The organism is Bacillus thuringiensis, assembly GCF_001182785.1.
GTDB lineage: Bacteria > Bacillota > Bacilli > Bacillales > Bacillaceae_G > Bacillus_A > Bacillus_A thuringiensis_S.
The window spans coordinates 2,533,553-2,554,627 of record NZ_CP012099.1 but is presented as its reverse complement, the minus strand read 5'-3'; the positions used below and the strand labels follow the sequence as shown (position 1 = coordinate 2,554,627).

The following is a 21,075-nucleotide window of genomic DNA, read 5'->3' as shown; positions in this document are numbered from 1 at the left end:
ATTTTAATTCTCTTTAGAGTTATCTGTTTTTGGCGCTTCACCAGTTAATCGCTTATTTTTCAAATCAAAATAAGCATCTAAAACTTCTTTTCCAATATCGGAGTTAATGCCCGATTTATCATTTTCAACCCACGGTACTACAACAGAAAATGCTACTTCTGGATCATCATATGGCGCATATCCAGCCAATGTTAAGTTATAACATTCTCTACGATCGCCTTTCGCATTTCGCCCAATTTCATTTTCTCCACCATATACAGTTTGTGCGGTCCCTGTTTTACCAGCTGGTTTATATGGTGCTTTTTGGAACACTCTTACTCCCGTTCCATCTCCTTCTTGAAATACTTTTCTAAATCCTTCTTTTACTTGATTAATATATTCTTGTTTCATATCGATTCTATTTAAAACAACGGGTTCTATTGATTGTACTACTTTACCAACCTCATCTTTTTGAACGGTTTGTTCTCTAATCTCTTGAACAATTTGTGGTTTCATTCGATACCCTCCATTTGCGATAGTCGAAATATATTGTGCAAGCTGAAGTGGTGTATACGTATCATATTGTCCAATAGAATAATCTAATAAGAAACCAGGCTGATGATCTTTTCTTCCAATTTGTCCTGCAGTTTCATTTGGTAAATCAATACCAGTTTGTACGCCTAATCCAAATTGCCTGAAATAATACCTCATTTTATCAAAATATTCTTGTTTAATATCTAGTGAACTATTTTTCACATAATCCACTCCAGCAATTTTTAATGCTATATTAAACATATAAACGTTTGAAGATACTTGTAACGCTCTTAGATCGTCTATATCACCAAAATTTTTCCAAGACTTCTTCTCCTTAGTTCCTTTAAACTTCATAGGTGCATCATAAAAATGTGTTCCAGGAGTTATTGCATTTGTTTCAAACCCTGTTAACACTGTCGCACCTTTAACCGTTGATCCAAGCTCATAAGAACTAGTCAGCGTGCCTAAAGCGTAATCTTCTACTTCCATTTTCCCGTCTTTTTCTACAAGCTTTTTCCCAGCCATTGATAATACTTGACCATTTTTGGGATTCATCATCACTACGAAAGCACGGTCTAACATTGATTCTGATCCTTTATATTGTTTTAATATTTTTTCTATGCTCTCCTCTACTTTTTTTTGCAATTCCATATCTATTGTTAAAGTTAAATTTTTACCGCTTTTCCCTTCAGTAACAGTTTCCGTTCTAATAGTATTTCCTTGTTTATCAGCAATGCTTCTTACTTCTTTTTTTGTACCATGAAGTACATCTTCGTATTGCTGTTCGATATAACTTTTGCCGACCCTATCATTTCGACTATAATCACGCACTAAATAATAATCTAATCTTTCACGTGGCAATCCTTCATCAGCATTTGAAACGTTACCAAGGACAGAACGGAATAGACCATCATTTACATAGATTCTCTCCCAATCAACTGATGCATCTACCCCTGGGAGGTTCGCTAAATTTTCACTAATCACCGCATATTCCTGTTCACTAACGTCCTTTTTAATAATTTGAGGTGCCATTTGAAAACCTGAGGTCATTTTACTTTTAATAGCTAACACTTCTATATCTTTAGCTGTTAGTTCTTGAAGATTTTTATCTGTAACGCGCTTCCTTTTTAAATCTTCTATTTTTTTGTCTAGCTCTTTTCCGGTAATATCCTTATTTCGGAACTTATCTATTTCTTTTTTGGATACTAAGTCTTGAGCAAGTTCTGGATTTAATTGCATCCAAAAGTCTTTCTTATCAGTCTCAGTTAACTTATCAATATCTTCTTGTGGCATTTCAATAATGTCTGCAAGTTGTCTTGCTGATTTTAATATTTCTTCTTGTTTTACACCTTTCACCTTTGTATATGTAATCGTACGTAAAGACTTATTATCAACTACTGGATTTCCTTCACGATCAAATATTTTCCCACGTGGTACAGAAAGGCCCACGGTTGCATTTTCTCTCTTCTCTACTTCATTTTTATATGTTTCTCCATCAAAAATTTGCACTTTCCCTAACTGAATAATAATGCCAGAAAATAATAAAAATACACAAAGGAATAAAATATTTAACCGGAGAGGTAATACTCTACCACTTTTCTTCTCTTGCTTTTTCACCTCGTCATAATCTCCTCCTTACAATATTCCAAATAATAATCACATTTCTATATTAAAAGTAATGTACATTTTCTATACATTGCTTTGTACAAATATTAATATAATGTTTAAAACTTAATAGAAATTAAAACAAAGGTAAAGAAAAAGTAAAGGTTACTAAATTTAATATAAAAATACCCAATAACAAAAAGCTTAGCTTTCACTAATCGCTTTGTTATTGGGTATTAAGTGATTTAAGAATTACTACTAGTGCGTACTGCTATACATTTATCGTCACAATTCGACAGAGGTTGTTTACTTTGTACTTTCGGTAAGTAAATAGTTACCGTTGTCCCGACACCAACCTCGCTCATGATACTAATTGTCCCTTGATGACTTTCAATAATTTTATAACTTAACATTAATCCAATACCAGTCCCTTTTTCTTTCGTACTATAAAAAGGTTCACCTAATCTCTTAATTCTTTCTTCAGGTATGCCTATTCCTTCATCTATTACATGAATGATGACACCATCATCATTTATTTCTTTTATGTGAATTGAAATTTCCCCACCATTTGGCATAGCTTCGATTGAATTTTGCAAAATATTAATAAATACTTGTTTCAATTGATTTTCTGAGCATTCAATAATTATATCTTTGTCATCCGTAAATAGTTCAACTTGAATATTTGTCATAATTGCTTTTGTATTCATTAACGATACGACATTTTTAAAAATTTGATAAATATTTTTCTTTTCTGTATTTATCTCATCTGTTTTAGCAATTGACAGAAATTCTTGCAGGATCGCTTCTATCCTTTCAATTTCAGAAAGCATAAGATCAAAATATTTTTCTTGATCTTCTTTATTAATTTGGAATAACTGTATAAAACCTTTAATTACAGTTAAAGGATTTCTCACTTCATGAGCTACACCAGCTGCTAATTGACCAATTGCTGCAAGCGTATCTGATTTGTTTAACAATTCTTCTGTCTTTTTTCGCTCTGTAATGTCGCGTACAATAATCATAATTTTATCACGTAATAATGGTAAGCACCTAGCTTCAAAGAAATCAATACTTCCATTAAGTGTGAGTGGATATTCTACAATTACATTCGTTCCTTTTTCCTTCACTTGATTAATGGCTTCCTGAAACTGCTGCGCTACTGAAGATGGTAATACTTCGTAAAACTTTTTTCCCATAAAAGCTTCTGCGGGTACGTAAAACTTCGTAGGAGATCCTGCCTTGTAATCAATAATCGTGCCATCATCTTCTGTTAAGAAACATAAATCTGGTAAAGCTTTAAAAATTAATTCCAGTTCAGATGTTTGTTGTTTTAACTGCTCTTCTATCGCTTTTAAATGCGTAATATCTACACCAACAGCCCAATAACTATATCCTGTTACAGGAAACTGTTCTGATATATTCGACCACATTATTGTTTTGATTTCACCATTTTTACACGTTAAGTGCATTTCCCAATCTCTGAAATTCTTTCCACAAGTTAAAAATTTCTTTTGTATTTGCTGCCGATAACTATGATCAGGATACAATAATTGCAGTGCATTTGGATTTCCAATTATTTCTTCAGCGGTATAACCTGTTACAATTTCACATTCTCGGTTCCACAAAACAAAATCTCCATTATAATCAAGCGCATCGACCATAACAGGCATGTTTTGTAAAATCGTATGTAGTTCCTCCTCTTTTCGAGAAAGCAACGTTGTATTTTTACTTTGAAATACTTTTATTGCGCCATCTAAAATTAAACTTGAGAGCATTTCAAAGTATTTTTGACAACTGAAAATTTCACTTTTTTTGGACCATACAACAAAAGAACCTAAATGTTGATTGTATAAGAAAATGGGGATTTCAATCTTTGGAAGTTTACTCTTTTTTATCTCATTCATTCCGAATGAAAAAACACACTCTTTTTCAGCATCAAGAAGTTGATGTGATATGTTAGTTAATTTATAAAATTGTTCTGCCATGGTTTCTATTGTACTCACATCAATAAGTTCCATTAGCCGCGAATTCATTCCTTTTTCACCTCAATATGTAAAATTAATACAAATCTAAAATTCATACTTCTCCATTATACGAAGAAAGCTAGTGTAGGTATATAGCTGTAGAATAATTATTCAAATAAATTTTATTTTTCAATTAAAATAAGAAAAGAATATACATACTGAATACACCTTTAATTAGTATATATTTCGCTCATTCCTCATTTATTGTCTAGGTAACTTGAATTCCTCCTTACATTCACTGAATTTTCACTTGAGAGTCATACGCCTCACTAATAGCGGTATAAACATGCAATAAGTATAAAGTTCATAAAATATTCACAATTTTTATGAAAAATATAAACATTTATTCCAATATATTCTATATAATGAAATGTAATAAGGCTTCTATGAATCTCATAGAATACCTTACCCCTAATAAAAAAGAAAAAAGAATCCATTTGGATTCTTTTTTCTTTTTTTAATTACATTACATATTTATATAAAGCATGTGCCACACCATGTTCTTCATTTGATAACGTTTCGTGTTTACACCTTGCTTTTATTTCTTCAACTGCATTCCCCATTGCAATTGATATGTTCGCTTTTTCCATCATTGAAACATCGTTTAGCCCATCACCTATCGCTACAGTGTTTTCAACCGGAATATTAAGATGTTCTGCTAAAGTATATAATCCATTCCCTTTTTGAGCATCTCGATGATTAATCTCTAAATTGTGCCAATATGAAGATGTAATTGCTAAATCTGTATTATGAAGAAATGTTTCTTTTAGTTTTTTTAATTTCTCAATATCATAAGAAAATGGTAATAGTTTATGCACATGTATATCTGTTTCTACAATTGGTTTACAACTTTCCGCACTATGAAACGCTGTATGCTCAAGATATAATGCTGCGATTGTTTCTAACTCTTTCAAGTCGAAATTTTCTTTTGAATTCTTCACATACTCAATTTCATTACGTACACTCTCTACTCCATAATCCGGGACATACACACCTTTATCAGTATAGAGCTGATAATATAAACCATTCTCTTCAAGATATTCTACAATTTCAAGTGCCTGCATATTTTGAATTGGATATCTCTTCATCATTTTCTTATCTTTATATATAAGCGCGCCATTTTCCGCAATGATTGGACACTCTAAATCAACTTCTAACAATAATCGCTCAATGTCAACAATAGAACGTCCTGTACAAATTGCTACGACATGGCCAGCTTCTTGACATGTTCGAATTGCTTCTGCATTTTCTTTACTTATCATTTTATTCCCCGAAAGAAGAGTTCCATCTAAATCAATTGCGATTAATTTCATTATTTCTTCACCACTTTCTATAAATACACGAGTTCCAATTAATTATTAGGTATCGTTTTCATACAATCCTCGTGAGGTACTTCTTATTTATAATTTATGAAAAGCGTTTCAGGTCAAGAAATAATTAAAAATAAAATCCAAAGCTTTTCTTTTTAAAAAGCTTTGGATTTTAAACTATGAATTGTAACTAATGTATTTTGTCTCACACATGTACACATTTTTTTCTTCAGTTGGGATATATACTTTAAACTTTTCTAACTGTTTTCCATAGACATGAATCGTAATAACGCTTTCATTTTTGCTGATTTCAAGAATATGACAATCTGCTGGCGGAATTACTTTATCAGTTTCTCCTTCTCCCAAATAAAGATTTCCTGTATGTGTTAAATAAACAAGTGAATTACCAAGTTGTTTCGTTTGTATAAAGTTCTGCACCATAATCCTTCCTGAAAAAACGCCTTCTACCCCCCATGTGCCATCATGATCATGTAAAGGGGTAGATTGTCCATTTTTCCATACGAGAGCTAGTACTTCAAAACGTTTGAGCGGATCTTCATACAATAAATGTCGTGCATATTGAGTCAAATTCGCCTTCTGTTTATCTAACGGAAGCCATGTTTTCTTTTCTAAAAGTTCTTCTAGTAACTTTTCAATGCCACACACTATTTCTTCTTCAAATAAACCGTTTTCCATAAGATCTGTAACACCTTTAATAAACTTTTGAAATGATTTACTTCCATTACAAGTCAACATAAGAATCCTCCTCTACGTTTCATACAATTCCATATTAAGGTAATTATCTAAAACTCACAATTGAGAAACAAAAAACAAGATGCAAATGTATGCACCTTGTTAAGATTTTTATTTGACTTTCAATCGAATAGGTAAGTATTTTAATGTTTGTTCATTTTCCAATATACATTTTTCTAAACAGAAAGATGGAGATAGCTCTATTTTTTCAAAAGCATTTATAAAGGTAGTTAATGCAATCTCAGCTTCTAAACGTGCAAGTGGTGCTCCTAAGCAAAAGTGAGGACCTTTCCCAAAAGTTAAATGCTTTTCATTTCCTGTTCGATGTACATTAAATTGAGAGGCTTGTGAAAATTTTTTCTCATCTAAATTCGCTGCACTAACCCACGCAACAATCATCTGATCCTTTTTCATGAATGGACCAAATATATTTGTATCCTCTGTAATCCTCCGGGCCAATGTAACAGGAAAGCGATAGCGTAATACTTCCTCAATCGCTTTTGAAATTAAGTTAGGCTCTTTTCTTAACTCTTCATAAATTCCAGGTGAATCTACTAAAAAGCAATAAAAGCTATTAATAATTAAATTTGTAGTGGTTTCATTCCCAGCCGCTAATAAACCTAATGAAAAGGTTACAATTTCTTCATCTGTTAATCTTTCGCCCTCGTATTCAGCTCGAATTAAATCGGAAATGATATCATCGGTTAAATGATATCTCTTTTCCTGAACGATCGGTAGAAGATATGCTTTGAATTCATGTAATGCTATCCCTTTCTCGGCATCCAGATCATTAAACTTTTCTTTACTATACGGCATAAATAAAATATCAGACCATTCTTTAATTTTTTTACGATCTGTTGTTGGGACTCCTAATAAATCAGAAATAACGGTAACAGGTAAAGGTGCAGCAAATTGTTCAACGATATTAACTTCACTACATTTTTCGATATGTTGTACAAGTTCATCTGCGATAGCCTGTATTCGAGGTTTCCACTGTTCTAAACTTCTTGGAGTAAATGCCTTAGAAACAATGGAGCGTACATTGCGATGTTCTGGTGGATCTGTAGAGTTTATATTTATTCTAGTTTCTAAAGGAGGGATTGAGAATTGTCTGCGCTCCCTTCTACTTGAAAATAAGCGATAATCTGATAAAACACGATTTACATCATCGTATAAAAAAACATTCCATACATCCTGCTCTTCATCATAATGAACCGGGTTATTATCCCTCATCAAACGATACCATTCATACGGATTCCATAATTCTTCTTTTGTTTTCAGCTTTGAAATTTCATGAACTAAAATAACATTTTCAGGTGAAGCCATAGTTCTTTCCTCCCTTTTCTTTTACAATAAAAGTGATAGGTCGGCAGTTCAAAGTTGTATAAACTAACATATGTTATTTTAACATATACTAAAGGGGATTTTTCATTAGAGAACTTGAGAAATATATAAGGGGGATTTTTATGTACGTTGACATTTTACTGCTAGCAGAATTAACGACAGGACCAAAACATGGATATGAAATTAAAAAAAATGTTCAAAATCGTTTAGGTGAGAATTTCGAATTAAATCACAACATGCTTTACCCTGCCCTTCGGCGTTTTGAAAATATGGGTGCTATAACGAAAAAAATACATAAACAAGTCGGAAAACCAAACCGAAATATGTACGATATAACAGAAACAGGAGAAGAAATTTTTTCTGAAATGTTACGAGAGTTTCCCGAAAAACTTGCGACAAACAATGCAGAATTTCTTGTTCGTATCGCTCTATTTGAAAAACTTGACTATGAGGCTAGAAAAGAGATTTTGACTGTACGTCAAAACGTACTACATAATCAGCTTACTGCTATTCAGTCTCTAGATGTTACCTCATCTTTTATTACTGAAGTCATTGAATTTAGTAAATCACGAATTGAACATGAATTGAGTTGGATTACATCACTTATGAAAAAAATATGAAAAAATAACAAGAAAAGTTAAAAACAATGAATGAAAATGATATTTATTATCAATACTATAATTAATAAAAGGGCAACCACGATTTGGCTACCCTTCAAAAATTTACACTTCTGGATCGAAAGTTTTACAATCTGTTTCTTCCGTTGTAGATGCATGTTTACCTTTATGACTTACTACGTAAATTGCCTCTGCACTACATTTATTACCGTTCGCCCAAAATTTACAGTTGTTTACTTCACATAAAACGTCTTGTGCCATAGTATCACACCTCCTTGTTCTATTATCATTAACAAAATTCGGAGGTATGATACTCTTTGTCATGCATTTTTTATTCCCTTTTTAGCTTTCTTAATGGTTCAATATCTCCTTGTACAATCACATCTATATTTTCAGTTATTTTTTCAATGTCAAAATGCCACCATTGAATTTGCAATAATTCTTCTATTATTTTATTTGAAAATCTCTCTTTTATTTTATTTGCAGGATTTCCACCAACAATTGTATATGGTGCGACGTCTCTAGTCACAACAGATTTAGCTGCAATGATTGCACCATCCCCTATTTTTATTCCGGGCATAATAGTTGTGTCCATACCAATCCAAACGTCATTTCCTATAACTGTATCGCCTTTGTAAGGTAAATCAGACAAACTAGGTGTATACTTCTCCCACCCATTTCCAAAGATATTAAATGGATATGCCGAAAATCCATCCATCCGATGATTCGCTCCATTCATAATAAAGTTAACTCCAGATGCAATACAACAAAACTTTCCAATAGTTAGGAGATCCCCAAGAAATTCATAATGATGTAATACTCGATCTTCAAATGTTTCTCCATCTTTCGCATCATAATAAGAATAATCACCAACAAGTATATTAGGTTTTGTTATTGTATTTTTTATAAATTGAACGTTTTGATTTCCTTCAATAGGGTATTTAATATTTGGATTAGGATTCATTTTGTACGGCACTTCCTTTACCACTTAGTTCACTTTCTACCGCTATTACTGGCTTTAAATTGTATATAGGTAAAATAAACAATAATCCAATTATAAAAAGTAAAGCCGTCCCTTCATACATCATACTTAATGAAAACATCTCTTTTAATGAGCCAGCTATACTCATCGTTACTACCATTGATCCGGTAAATAGCGGACTTAAAATACCATTTACACGACCTATAAAATCAGTATCGCTATTTTGAATAATAAGCGTATTAATACCAATTTGGATACAAGGAAGAGCTAAGCCACTAAAAAGCTGAGCTGTAAGTGTCACCCATAAATTTGTAGAATATCCTATAATGCCAATACCAATTGCTTGACCAAGCATACCGATAATTAACATCTTTTGCGGAGCAACGTTTTTCGCAAATACCATTGCTAATGCTCCGCCAACAATCATTCCCGCACCATTTACTGTTAGTAGCCACTGTAAACTCTCTTTTGATAATCCTAACTGCTCAGTCACAATAAATATACCTAATGGCTGAATTAATCCTATACCTAGTCCTGCAGCCATAAAACAAAGCCCTAGCAAAGTTAATGCTTTTTTCTTTTTGACATACTTAATACCATCCTTCATCTCCTGTAGCAGAGTGATATCTTTCTTTTCTACGTCGTTTTCAAGATCTTTCGGAAGAAATAACAATACAACTGCCGCAAGTAAAAAAGAGATACCTGTTATGATGATTGAAATATAAATTCCAAAACTATGAAAGATAAATGTCCCTAGGATTGGTCCTAATACCATAAATATTGCAAATATCGTTTGATATATGGACATTGCTAATTGGATTTGTTCCGTTGATAAATGTTGTTTAAACAACTTCATGCCAGATGGTTGTGAAAACTGTGAAAGGATTGCAGAGATGAGTGTCACAAAAAACACAATTTTCCACGTTCCAAACATAAGCGTAATTAATACAGCGAATACTGAAATGGCACTTAACGTTTCACACCATATCATTGTCTTCTTTGGCTTCCACCTATCAGCAAAAGTACCGCCAATAAATGAAAAAATAAAAATTGGAGCGAATTCAGCAACTGAAATCATCGAAATAGCAAAAGCATCACCTTTTGTCATTTCCATTACATATAGTAATACCGCAAAGTTTCGAACCCATATTCCTATTTGTAAAAATAATGCTGATGCTAAAATCCCTTGTACAAACCGATTTTTTAATACTTGTGATACCCCATTGTTTTGTTTCGTTACTACATTTGTCGACATAAAAAAGCCTCCTATTTCATGTTCTGAACAGGAGGCAGCACAAATCATATAAAAAGACTATATATTCGCAGAGCGAAATACATCCCTTTTCTATAAATGTACAGACTAACCCTATTCAGAAGAATATTTCGTTTTTTAACGAAGATCTCTTACAAATAGAATTAGTTGATCATTGGGATGTTTTCACCCTTCCGTTTCGAATTTAAATAACACATACATACTCTATGTAAATTATTTTCGATGTATGCATGTCTCCTTTTAACTATTCTAGAAAGTTAAAGGCAATTCCTCTAAAGAACGCATTAAATAGTTACCTTGCCATTTAATTTCTTCACGATCGCCTTTTATTTGTAGTTCAGGCATTCGATTAAACAAAGTAATAATAGCAATCTTTGCTTCTAACCTCGCAAGTGGAGCTCCTAAGCAGAAATGGCTACCATGACCAAAGGCAATATGGCGATTATTTTCCCGAGTAATATCGAATACTTCTGGGTTTTCAAATACAGTTTCATCACGGTTTACAGAAGCTAAGGCAATGACAACCATATCTCCTTTTTCAATTGTTCGATCATGAATTTGAAAAGGTTCATCTGCCCATCTTGAAGTTGTAACCTCAACTGGAGAATAATATCGTAATCCTTCTTCAATAGCGGCATCAATTAATTTTGGATTTTCTTTCAATAACTGTAATTGATTTGGATTTTCGAGAAGCGCTAATACCGTATTTGTTATTAAATTTACCGTTGTCTCGTGTCCCGCCACAATTAGTAGCATTATCATTGAATATAGTTCCCGAGCGCTAAGTTTATGTCCTTCACTCTCTGCAAGTATTAAAGCACTCACCAAATCTTCTTTTGGCTCTTTTCGTTTAATATCAACTAAATATTGAAGGTATGTAATAAACTCAGATAGTTGCTTTTCAGTTTCTTTTATTTCTTCTGGTGTTTCTGGGTAAGCAATGACAGCATGAGACCAAATTCTAAATTTCGCTTGATCTTCTTTTGGAATACCGAGCATTTCACTTATTACAATGATCGGTAAAGGGAATGAATAATCATCAACAAGATTTAATGAATTCTTTCGCTCGACTTCATTTAACAAATCATCTGCAATATGCTGTATTCTTCCTTCCAATTGCGTGATCATCTTCGGTGTAAAAGCTTTTTGTACGAGTGATCGTAAACGATTATGGTTAGGTGGATCTGAATTTAACATATGAGTAGTTAAATGATCACTATTGTCAACGGTAAGAAACACATTCAATGCATCTTGAGAAAATACATTGGCTGGATCTTTTTTTAAGCGACTGTCTTTTAAAAGCGGCAAGGCATCTTCATATCTTGTGATAAGCCATTCCGCACCTAGTTCAGTTTTATTCACAAATAAGATAGGTTGCATTTTTCTAGATTCTTTATAAATTTCATACGCATCTTCCTTAAATTGAGCTGAAGCTAAATTAATGCCATCCTCTATTTTTAGTCCAACTTTATTTTTCATTGACATTGTATTCCCTCACTCTCATTTGTTTTTGAAAACCAACCCAACATATGCATTATACTCCAATAAAAACGTGAAAATTGTAAATTTTTAACCAAAATCTTACTTCGTATATTGAAAAATAAAAAAGTGAGAGAGTAAAATTGTTTCACTCACCCACTTCTCTTTATGCGAAGCACATAAAATTACTAATTTGTTGATAGCGATAACTTACTTTACGACGACGACCACCTTGCCAAGTGTAACCCGATACCCCATTTCTTCTCACTTCAGTTGGAAAGAACCATAAATCTCTTCCAAAAGGACCAGGACGATGTAAACGTAAATAGCCCCATCTTCCTAGACAGTTACACATCCATGATTTCATATTGCCTGCTTGAGCTGGAGACGCAAACGTAGACGGTAACGACGGAGCTTGCGACGGCGGTGGTGACGTTGGAGCATCTTCCGCATCATCTGGTCTATAGTCTTCTTGTTCAATATCTCTCACTTCATTTGTAGGTTCATACCCGTAGTTTTGTGGATAATAATACATCGCTTGATCATATGGATAATTGTGTTGGTTATACATATTAATAAATCACCTTCTTTTCATTCATTACCTTTAACATTCATATGTGATATGCCCTCTCTGGGAAGCTTATGTATAGCCCAAATTCAACTTAAAAAGCTCGTATTATTAAAAATACGAGCTTTTTAAAAATAGAATTTGTTTATTATTTCCTTAACTTCACACTATAAAAACGCATTTCATCTAACGAACCTTCAAATTCAAATACTTCTTGTTTAATTAATTGTTTCAAGCGATATTCTAAGAAAGTATCTCCAACCAATTGTTCAACAAGACCAAGTGCTTCACCAATTACTCTAGGAGCTTTGAGGAACTCTCGATCAGCACCCACACTTTTCGCACATTCAATTATAAATTGATCAAAATAATCTTCTTGTACAGAATGCACTTCATTTTCTTCCCACACTCTTAAACATTCTATGCTTTTCGATAATCTTTCCCACTCATTTTCAAGCTTCATGCGCTTCTCTTCAGTTAAATAAGGTAGCTTTATAAAACTTTTTTGGAATAGAGCTAAACTTTCAGGTGGTAATTCTCCCGTTCCACGAATATCATACTCTTGTTTTAATATTTCTCTACTTGCTTCAGACGTATTAATAACTCGAATGTTTTTCTTATCCTTTAATTGTGCCATTACAAAACTTAAGCCTACATGTTCATGTGCATTATCAGCCTTCCAAATTGTAATAGGCGTTTCAACAGGAATAGTATGTAGTTCTTCTATAGTTGCTATAAATCTTGATAAATATTCTTCTTCAAAATAACTATCATAAGCAGTTAAGTTATTTATTAACCATTTCTGTCTTGCTAGTTGCCCCTCATTCGTATGCAACTTATATATTGGTCCAATTGAAAAGAATTCAGAAAAAGTAACAATACTCTCTTCATATAATTCTTCTTGATTTAACATATATTTTAAGCAACCAGCCGTTGAATCATCAAAGGCAATATGTACGTGCGTACTTTCTTTTACATTCCTTTTATAAGTAGGATTACTCGTTAATTGTTTTGGAATATCCATCAAATTTTTAATTGTATCTTCACTATAGTTTTCTTCTAATAAATTCAACTGTATGAGAATGCTTTGAAGTAAATCTTTAGCCTCATCTTCGTACATATCCTCTACAGCATTTTTAATTTTATCTATCACACAAATCCCTCTATTCATTTCAAAAATAACGTAGATTATAGTGTATCATTTTAGTATAGTTCTTTAAAGTCAAATCCGGATTGCTAAAACAATCTGGATTTTCAACAAAAGCTCTCCTTATATTTTTGAATTGCTAAATATTTTTACTTTGAAAATCCTTGTATCTAAATGTATAATTATATAAAAACAAAAATATAGGAGTTATATTTATGGATAGAGTACTTACAAATTATAAACATTACTTAAAAAATTGGAGATTTATATTTATTTGCATACTACCTGCTATCGCCTTATTAGTTACTTTCTATGTCATCTTCGAACTACTGTTTCATCAAGATTTCTACTTATCTAACTTAATTTCTGCTATCATATTATTTTTAATATTTATTAACATTAAAGATAAATTTAAAATTAAAGGCTAAAGAACACTATTTCAAAATAGCCCTTTATTATTGCATCCTACTATAAAATAAGGCTCGTAGTAGATTTTCATAAAAAATAAGAGCACCCTGCAATTGGATGCTCTTATGTGATTAGAGGTTTTTTCTGAGTATTAAGTAGGACACGAAGATCTTGTCCTACTACATAATATATGCTTGTACTTATTATTTCGTGCATATATTAAGCACCATGTTCAGGTACTTAATATATGCATAGTCATTGCTAAAAAATCTACTCAAAAATTCACTTCACAATTTCATAATTATAAATTAAAAAAACATCCTCAATGGATGTTTTTTATCTAACGATTTTAAGCTTCCATAAACTTAGCCGGTACACCAATTTTTTCAACTACAGAAGATATATTAGTAGGATTAATCATTACATTTTCAATACATACTAATTTATTTTCTAATATCCCATTCTCTGTAGTAATAAGTTCTTCAAACCGATCTAAAGTCATTGAAAATTTGTGTTCACTTCCACCATTCATACTAACTTTTACATACTTCATAGTGTCACCGCCTTTCATAATAATTTACATTTCGACAAGAAGGCGCTTACATCCTTTTTATTTACTCTTAGATTTCTCACGTTTACATATATTTTGAGAAAAGAAACTACTATTATTTACTCACAAAATTATTGCTAATAAGAAAGATAAAGATAACAATACACAAAGTGGAATATATAAACCGGTATCCATTCTAGCAAAGTGCGTATCTTTTTGTCGTTTAAAGATACCAAAATAATTGAACTCACCAATTACTCTAATAGAAAAGACGATCATACAAATCCAGGAACCGACTTGAATAATAACATTAGGAACTGCAAAATGAACAATTTTTGCTTGTTGCAACAAAATTATTGCTGCCATACTTAATAATAATGCAATGAACAATGTCATTCCGGCACGAGGTGTAAACGCCTTTTCCCCTGATTTAGTTGGAATAACACTATTTGTCCCCCAATTACCTCCGAAAGCCCAATATACATGTAAAAAGCTAACTAAGAATAATATACAAGCAGATATATATGTAATGATAAGCATTTTATCCTCTCCTTATTTTATTTAAGTTCCCACCTATAAAATATGCTATTCCTCCCTCATTAGCAATCTTTATTTAATTACATAAAAAACCGTAATGATTTATCAATATTAAGATAAGTCATTACGGGGTTATTAAACTGCATTATGCATTATACCTATTTCTTCGGCGTTCCATCCTTGTTTGACCTTGAACTGCATTTTCTTTGTATGAATCTATTTGCTCAGTCATTTCATATGTTGCAACTGGTTCTTCGTACTTATACTCATGGATCTTTTCTGGCATTTTACTTTTAGATTCTTTCCCACCAAACTTAAATAGTTTCATCTTTAATTTCGGCAATCTTGGAAGACGAATCTTAATTGATAATCTTTTGCGTTTCTTTTTTGGTCCAAGTAGATTTATATTTTCTTTATTATTATCTTTCTTTTTGCGGTGAATGAACATCGCAAGTAATCCTCCTAATACAAGCCCTCCAATTAATAGTAATATATATACATAATGGCTTGTCATTAAACTCGTCATGCGTTCAAGTATGACTAACGACTGTACCTCTTTTATATCCCATAGTAAAGCGGCCCATAATGAGAATAAGCCCAAAGTAAGTCCATATGTACGAAAACGGAATAAACATGGAATTAACGCGACACATGCAGCAATTTTCGCATTTGCTATGATTGAGCTTGTTGAAATATCCTGATGCCAAATAACTAACAGTAATGTTATAAATGGCGCATACGCTATCCAGCTGCATATACGTGAATACATCTTTTTAGCAAAATAACTACCGAAACTAGTAAAAAATAAAAGCCCTCCAATAAATAGAGATTGTTCTAGAGGGATTTGCTTTGTAAGTCCTGCAATTGGAAAGAGGCCGCTCAGTAGCATTAAGAGCACATCTAATTTCTTCACAATTCCCCATTCCTTTCAAATTTTTTCAATTAATAAAAATCGTTTTTCCATATGATATAGTTTTTGTATTTCTAAAAAACATATTAATCCTGTCTGCACATAAAGTAAATATGTAAACGAAAAGATACTTGACAAAAGATATCCTTATTTACATAAAAAAATGACAAATCCTGATCGATATAACGAGCAGGATTTGTTTACTAGTATTTAAAGTAGAATAATTGTATCTTTTTTTTCTACTTTTACTACATCTACATCCAATTCATCATCAAACTCTTTAAACTCTCTTGCATCTATGTCAGTAATATAGCTCTTTATTATTTTTTCCATATGTACGGAATATATCATATGTATATTCTTTTTCGAAAGCATACTAGAATTACAGCACATGTAATGTATCATTTTAGCGATATAATCCCTTTCTACAGGTTTTACACCTAATGGTAGAATTTCAAGTATATATCGCTGAAAAATTTCACTACAATTAAGTGAATATTCACCAGTGCTATAATACATCCCTTTTTGATCTGCATATAAGCCAATGCTATCTAGAGCATCATCACGTTCTATTGCCCCGTAGCTTGGTACATCAAAACCTGTATTTATTCTAATAAGATTTAAGTTTGGAACCTTTAACACCTCAGGAACAATATCAGGTAAAATATCTGTATTAATTTCTTTATTTTGTAACTCTTTTATCCAATATTTTCTCAAATTCGCATCTACAATGAAGTAAACTTGTTCATTTTGTTCTTTTGCATATTGTACGATTTCCATTAATGTTTCGAAAACATATTGTTTAAAAAGAGCCCCCATATCATTTCTCTTTGATGGTTGTGGTAAAAATGCATTATGTTTATTTATATTTAATAATACGTAATCAATCGTTTGCCACTCTGTATTCCCATATAATTTATATAAAATTTCTTTTCCTTTTATTTTTGAAAAAATGGGTAAGAAATCAAATTTCGATATTCGTTCAATTGATAAATTAACATATGTACAAGGTAAATTTATCTTATTCCAACCACGCTTCAAAAATCCTTTTTGTTCTAATAAACTAAAAACACTATTTACAATTGTGTTACGTGATACACTTTGGCCTATAAATAAATTAATAAATGTTGAAATACGGTTTGTTCGTGCAAATCCCTCTCTAATGATTTGTTTTGGATCAATTTTTTCGCGTCCATCACAATTTTTCATTGCGATTAATGCTAATGTCGCATCACTACGCTCACCCGCGGTAGCATAGACAGCTTTCGTAACATCATCTACAAGATTTGTTTTGTATTTTTGGCAATATTGCATTTTATATGGATTTTGTAACACCTTTTCAATATTGTATCTCACAATCTTTAATAACACTGGGAAATCTGTATTCAATACATAAGAATTTTCACCAATTTTAGCCAAAACAACTTCGCTATCAAGTAATGCTTGTTCTATGTCAAGTGCTATATTTTCAGACCAAACTTCTAATGTTAATGTCTCTAATCCTTTTGGTGCAAATAAAGGAAATAATTCATTTTCGTTATTTGTTGCTACCTTTTTACATTCTGGAAGTATTGTGAAATAAGAGAATTTGCGCTGGAATTCTTTAAACAAATACTCTCTTTCCTTTACTTTTATACCCGGTTCTATTTTAGTGCCTGGAACTTTATATATTCTCTCATTGTATGGAAATAACACTCTTTTATTTGCCCCTACAATATAATCTTTCGGATATTGGAGAATATGGTCTAAATCCACCTCTCCACCTATATGAAAATTATCTTTTAAATTTCTAAATATCTTAATCCATTTCATGCCGGTTGTAGCCTGTTGTATTTTTAGTTTTACAAACCGTATTTTTTTATTATTTGATGCAAGCTCTGGGGTAGAAATCAATATCATGCCTCGTTTTCGCCTCAAAAGTAAAGGAATATCTGGATGATTATATTCTTGATATTAAGACGGTTTTTATGAACGTTTCGTATAAGTGTGATTTAACTGATTAAGACTATTTTTAAAGACGACATATCAGCGATAATTTATGTCTATTCTGTATAAGTGTTAGCAAGTTCGTTTGCAAACTTGTTAGCACTTTTTATAGTCCTTCTATCGCTACTATACCTTAAAACTCTATCATACTTTTGTATAGAAAATATTCACTCCTATTTATACAGTTTCATTTTCTGTGAGGGATCTACCTCGATTAAATGAAACATATCTAAAAAATAGATACACCCTTTTATCCGTTTTTTTAAGACTGTTATAAATAGATGTTTCTAATTCTGGATAATAAAACAGAATATCCGATTGAATAAACAAAGTTTTTTGTACATTCATAACATTTATCCTTTTAATTCGCGCCTTTACTCTGAAAATTAAAAAGAAAAAACTTTGCCACAGAACCTTAATTTTCTTTTTTAAAGTTGATTTCAATTATTTTTAACAACTGTTTCACTCTTTCATCATATGTATGTTCGATGAGTGTCCTCTTGAATCCCTCCATCGCGACTTTTTTTCTTTTTTCTGGATTTGCTAAATAAATTTCTGCTTTTTCTATAAAATCAGCTGAAGAGGTAAATGTCTCAATTTGTACCCCTGGAATATAACATTTTTCTAAATCTGAACGAATATCTGTCATTTGAAAAGAGCCTGTACTAGCTATTTCAAATGTCCGGTTGTTAATTGAACAAGCATTTATTTTTAGTTCATTTCTATTAAATGTTGAATCCTCAATAGTTCGATGTATGTTAATATTAATTTTACTACTTTTGTAATATTTTGTATTATTTTCATAAACTAAAAATGGTAAGAGTACGATTTTCTCTTTCAATAATTCATAACTCTTCAATTTATTCCAATTATTCCCTAAAATTAGGGTGTTTTTAGTCACCAAGTATTCGGAAATTGAATCGATGAAAGCAAGCCGATTTTCAAAAGCAGTCCCTATAAAACTAATATCATACATATAGTCTTCTTCTCTAAATATGGGGGTATATGCAGGGGGTTCTGCTGCTAGAGGTAAATAAAATACATGATTACATCCAAGATTTTTATAAAAATTAATACACCCTGTATCTTGCGTAAAAATATAATCATAATCCATTACCAAGGTTTTCGTTACATCTGTAAAGTACGGATCGTCTGTGAGCCAAAGTGCGGTCTTAAAGTTATATTGTTTTAAATCTTGTATTCCTTTACTTATTCCTTCTTCAAAACCATGGAATACAATAATAAGACTCGGTTGTATCTCTAAAGCTGTTTTTACCAAGTTTTCGTATGTAACCATCGTCACGTCATCAATAGCTCTTTTCAAACTGTTAAATATAGATTCTTCTAGTACCGGAAAATATACAGGAACACTAGACTTAACAAATAATACGTTAAACTTTTTAGAAATAGATGCACTCTCCATCAATATCCCACCTTCCTATGTATCTAATTAACTATTTATATTATATGCATTGCCTAAGAGTATATTTGCATGTATATTAAGAATGTGTTTATGAGCATTTCATATTAGTGTGTTTTAATTGATTATGGCTATTGTTGAAGAAGACATATCAGCGATAATTTATGTCTATTTTGTATAGGTGCTAGCAAGTTCATTTTCAAACTTGTTAGCACTTTTTTGTTCAGATAATACACATACTCCTTCGTATATACTGTATGTTTAATGTTAAATTTGTCTAATTATATAACATGGAAATTCTACATAGTTTTATTAAAAAGTAAAATACTAATACTTGTTTTAATACTTTACTTCAATGCATTAAAACAAATTTACTAACTACGGAACAAGGAGGCATCACTGTGGACATTCGTGAAGGATTAATTCCAACAGCTCTAGGTACAGCAGTGACAGCAGCAGGTTATGCTCTTAAACAAACTCGTGGAACTAATAAAATGATTGCAAATACAGTATTTGGTTTTGGTTTAGCTCACGTCGTTTTAGGTGTAATCGACCTTGTTGAACATCGTCGTTAGAAGAAAGGCAAGCATTGGTATATGCTTGCCTTTTTGGTAGTGCATTTATTATTCATTTTTCAAAGTATGTTTGTATGACATAATCATTATCAATGAAATTAAATAGATACTTCTGAAAGAAATCTATTATATTGTAGCAGGAGTTATATTTACAGCTGTAATTTTACAAGTTGAAATAGCAAACCTAACGGTTGTAGTTGGATTTATAGGTAATGTACCTAGCACTATACCAAGTCCTGTTTGTTCCACGTTAAAATCTGCTGCAATAGAACCATTACTTGCTAAAAGACTTACTGTAGATCCAATAAACGCATCCAATAATTGTCTAATTGGTCGTTCACGACATTCACACTCACATCCTACATCGACAGGTGGAAGTAATGTGATAGGTGGTCCTGGTGGTAAAAAACCTACCCCTGTTACATCAGAAATATTAACCACGAAGGTTGTGGGGCCATCTGTAACTGTAACTAAAAAATCATTTACGGAAGTGATAGTAAATAGAAAGAAAAGTGGGGGCGTGTTTGGTGTGTCTGCAATAGTGCCGAGAATCACAGTTTCTCCAATAAGTTGTTGTAAAACGCTTTGCATAGGTAAAACACAGCAATCACACAGACAACCTTCAGTCCCTCCCGTTGGACCTGTTATCCCTGTCGGACCCGTTACTCCCGTTGGACCTGTTATCCCTGTTGGACCCGTTACTCCTGTTGGACCCGTTATCCCTGTTGGACCCGTTACTCCCGTTGGACCCGTTATCCCTGTTGGACCCGTTACTCCCGTTGGACCCGTTATCCCTGTTGGACCCGTCACTCCCGTTGGACCCGTCACTCCCGTTGGACCCGTCACTCCCGTTGGACCTGTTAGCCCTGTTGGACCCGTTACTCCCGTTGGGCCTGTCCCTCCTGTTGGACCCGTGGGGCCGGTTGGTAAAGTAAATGGTGGGATTGGCGGGAGTGTGGGGCCAATTAAATTTGGGGTTAATGCATTAGTTTGAAATATCCCATTTGTTTTTTGTATTTCATTTTTATCAAACACTTAACTATCTCCTATGAGTGTACTATATTATGGTATGAC

Annotated in this window: 20 protein-coding genes; 3 read left to right on the top strand and 17 right to left on the bottom strand. The window is 32.4% G+C overall.

Annotated features, from left to right (window positions below):
• Window positions 1-3 precede the first annotated feature (3 nt).
• The 5 genes from AC241_RS13170 to AC241_RS13150 all read right to left on the bottom strand — a co-directional run bounded on the left by AC241_RS13170 (window position 4) and on the right by AC241_RS13150 (window position 7,531).
• Window positions 4-2,130 (bottom strand): peptidoglycan D,D-transpeptidase FtsI family protein, encoded by a 2,127-nt coding sequence (locus tag AC241_RS13170; protein ID WP_050843799.1) that lies wholly within the window; start codon window positions 2,128-2,130, stop codon window positions 4-6.
• Window positions 2,131-2,363: 233 nt separating this feature from the next.
• Window positions 2,364-4,151, bottom strand: coding sequence for a PAS domain-containing sensor histidine kinase (locus AC241_RS13165; RefSeq protein WP_029442444.1), 1,788 nt, complete (start codon window positions 4,149-4,151; stop codon window positions 2,364-2,366).
• A gap of 452 nt (window positions 4,152-4,603) precedes the next feature.
• A complete protein-coding gene (locus tag AC241_RS13160; protein ID WP_050843797.1) occupies window positions 4,604-5,455 on the bottom strand; it encodes a Cof-type HAD-IIB family hydrolase in 852 nt (283 codons plus the stop codon).
• Between the two features lie 174 nt (window positions 5,456-5,629).
• Window positions 5,630-6,208, bottom strand: coding sequence for a cysteine dioxygenase family protein (locus AC241_RS13155; protein WP_043938199.1), 579 nt, complete (start codon window positions 6,206-6,208; stop codon window positions 5,630-5,632).
• 108 nt (window positions 6,209-6,316) lie between these two features.
• The gene (locus AC241_RS13150; protein WP_016081442.1) at window positions 6,317-7,531 is read right to left on the bottom strand and encodes a cytochrome P450; all 1,215 of its coding nucleotides are present in this window, start codon (window positions 7,529-7,531) and stop codon (window positions 6,317-6,319) included.
• A gap of 140 nt (window positions 7,532-7,671) precedes the next feature.
• On the opposite strand from AC241_RS13150, the gene AC241_RS13145 reads away from it, so the two are divergent.
• Window positions 7,672-8,169, top strand: a complete 498-nt coding sequence (locus AC241_RS13145) for a PadR family transcriptional regulator (protein WP_016081443.1) — start codon at window positions 7,672-7,674, stop codon at window positions 8,167-8,169.
• Window positions 8,170-8,271: 102 nt separating this feature from the next.
• Here the strand turns inward: AC241_RS13145 and AC241_RS13140 are convergent, their stop codons facing one another.
• From AC241_RS13140 to AC241_RS13115, 6 genes are all read right to left on the bottom strand, one after another.
• Entirely contained in the window at window positions 8,272-8,427 is a 156-nt protein-coding gene (locus AC241_RS13140; RefSeq protein WP_000046095.1) for a DUF1540 domain-containing protein, read from the bottom strand.
• Between the two features lie 70 nt (window positions 8,428-8,497).
• The gene (locus tag AC241_RS13135; RefSeq protein ID WP_043938198.1) at window positions 8,498-9,130 is read right to left on the bottom strand and encodes a Vat family streptogramin A O-acetyltransferase; all 633 of its coding nucleotides are present in this window, start codon (window positions 9,128-9,130) and stop codon (window positions 8,498-8,500) included.
• Window positions 9,120-10,403 carry an MFS transporter gene (locus tag AC241_RS13130; protein WP_016081445.1) on the bottom strand — a complete coding sequence of 428 codons (1,284 nt, stop codon included), beginning with the start codon at window positions 10,401-10,403 and terminating at the stop codon, window positions 9,120-9,122. The genes AC241_RS13135 and AC241_RS13130 overlap by 11 nt, the downstream gene beginning before the upstream one ends.
• A 267-nt stretch (window positions 10,404-10,670) precedes the next feature.
• On the bottom strand, window positions 10,671-11,906 hold the full coding sequence (gene cypA / locus AC241_RS13125; protein WP_048564721.1) for a cytochrome P450: 1,236 nt from the start codon (window positions 11,904-11,906) through the stop codon (window positions 10,671-10,673).
• Between the two features lie 160 nt (window positions 11,907-12,066).
• Entirely contained in the window at window positions 12,067-12,471 is a 405-nt protein-coding gene (locus AC241_RS13120) for a hypothetical protein (protein ID WP_050843796.1), read from the bottom strand.
• A 145-nt stretch (window positions 12,472-12,616) separates the two neighbouring features.
• On the bottom strand, window positions 12,617-13,621 hold the full coding sequence (locus AC241_RS13115; protein WP_050843794.1) for a DUF1835 domain-containing protein: 1,005 nt from the start codon (window positions 13,619-13,621) through the stop codon (window positions 12,617-12,619).
• Window positions 13,622-13,830: 209 nt separating this feature from the next.
• Between AC241_RS13115 and AC241_RS13110 the strand changes: the two genes are divergently transcribed.
• Window positions 13,831-14,043, top strand: a complete 213-nt coding sequence (locus AC241_RS13110) for a hypothetical protein (RefSeq protein ID WP_016081449.1) — start codon at window positions 13,831-13,833, stop codon at window positions 14,041-14,043.
• Window positions 14,044-14,372: 329 nt separating this feature from the next.
• Here AC241_RS13110 and AC241_RS13105 read toward each other — a convergent pair whose 3' ends face one another.
• From AC241_RS13105 to AC241_RS13080, 5 genes are all read right to left on the bottom strand, one after another.
• Window positions 14,373-14,576 (bottom strand): hypothetical protein, encoded by a 204-nt coding sequence (locus AC241_RS13105; protein WP_000878369.1) that lies wholly within the window; start codon window positions 14,574-14,576, stop codon window positions 14,373-14,375.
• A 120-nt stretch (window positions 14,577-14,696) separates the two neighbouring features.
• Window positions 14,697-15,113 carry a DUF3995 domain-containing protein gene (locus AC241_RS13100; RefSeq protein ID WP_050843790.1) on the bottom strand — a complete coding sequence of 139 codons (417 nt, stop codon included), beginning with the start codon at window positions 15,111-15,113 and terminating at the stop codon, window positions 14,697-14,699.
• Between the two features lie 142 nt (window positions 15,114-15,255).
• A complete protein-coding gene (locus AC241_RS13095) occupies window positions 15,256-16,023 on the bottom strand; it encodes a DUF3959 family protein (protein WP_050843788.1) in 768 nt (255 codons plus the stop codon).
• 207 nt (window positions 16,024-16,230) lie between these two features.
• Window positions 16,231-17,913, bottom strand: a complete 1,683-nt coding sequence (locus tag AC241_RS13090) for an RNaseH domain-containing protein (RefSeq protein ID WP_155417076.1) — start codon at window positions 17,911-17,913, stop codon at window positions 16,231-16,233.
• 508 nt (window positions 17,914-18,421) lie between these two features.
• A complete protein-coding gene (locus tag AC241_RS13080) occupies window positions 18,422-19,429 on the bottom strand; it encodes a CgeB family protein (protein ID WP_050843784.1) in 1,008 nt (335 codons plus the stop codon).
• A 398-nt stretch (window positions 19,430-19,827) separates the two neighbouring features.
• Between AC241_RS13080 and AC241_RS13075 the strand changes: the two genes are divergently transcribed.
• Window positions 19,828-20,001: a hypothetical protein gene (locus AC241_RS13075; protein ID WP_000354585.1), complete on the top strand. Its 174-nt coding sequence runs from the start codon at window positions 19,828-19,830 to the stop codon at window positions 19,999-20,001.
• Window positions 20,002-20,127: 126 nt separating this feature from the next.
• Here AC241_RS13075 and AC241_RS13070 read toward each other — a convergent pair whose 3' ends face one another.
• Window positions 20,128-21,036 (bottom strand): exosporium leader peptide-containing protein, encoded by a 909-nt coding sequence (locus AC241_RS13070; RefSeq protein ID WP_050843782.1) that lies wholly within the window; start codon window positions 21,034-21,036, stop codon window positions 20,128-20,130.
• Window positions 21,037-21,075 lie beyond the last annotated feature (39 nt).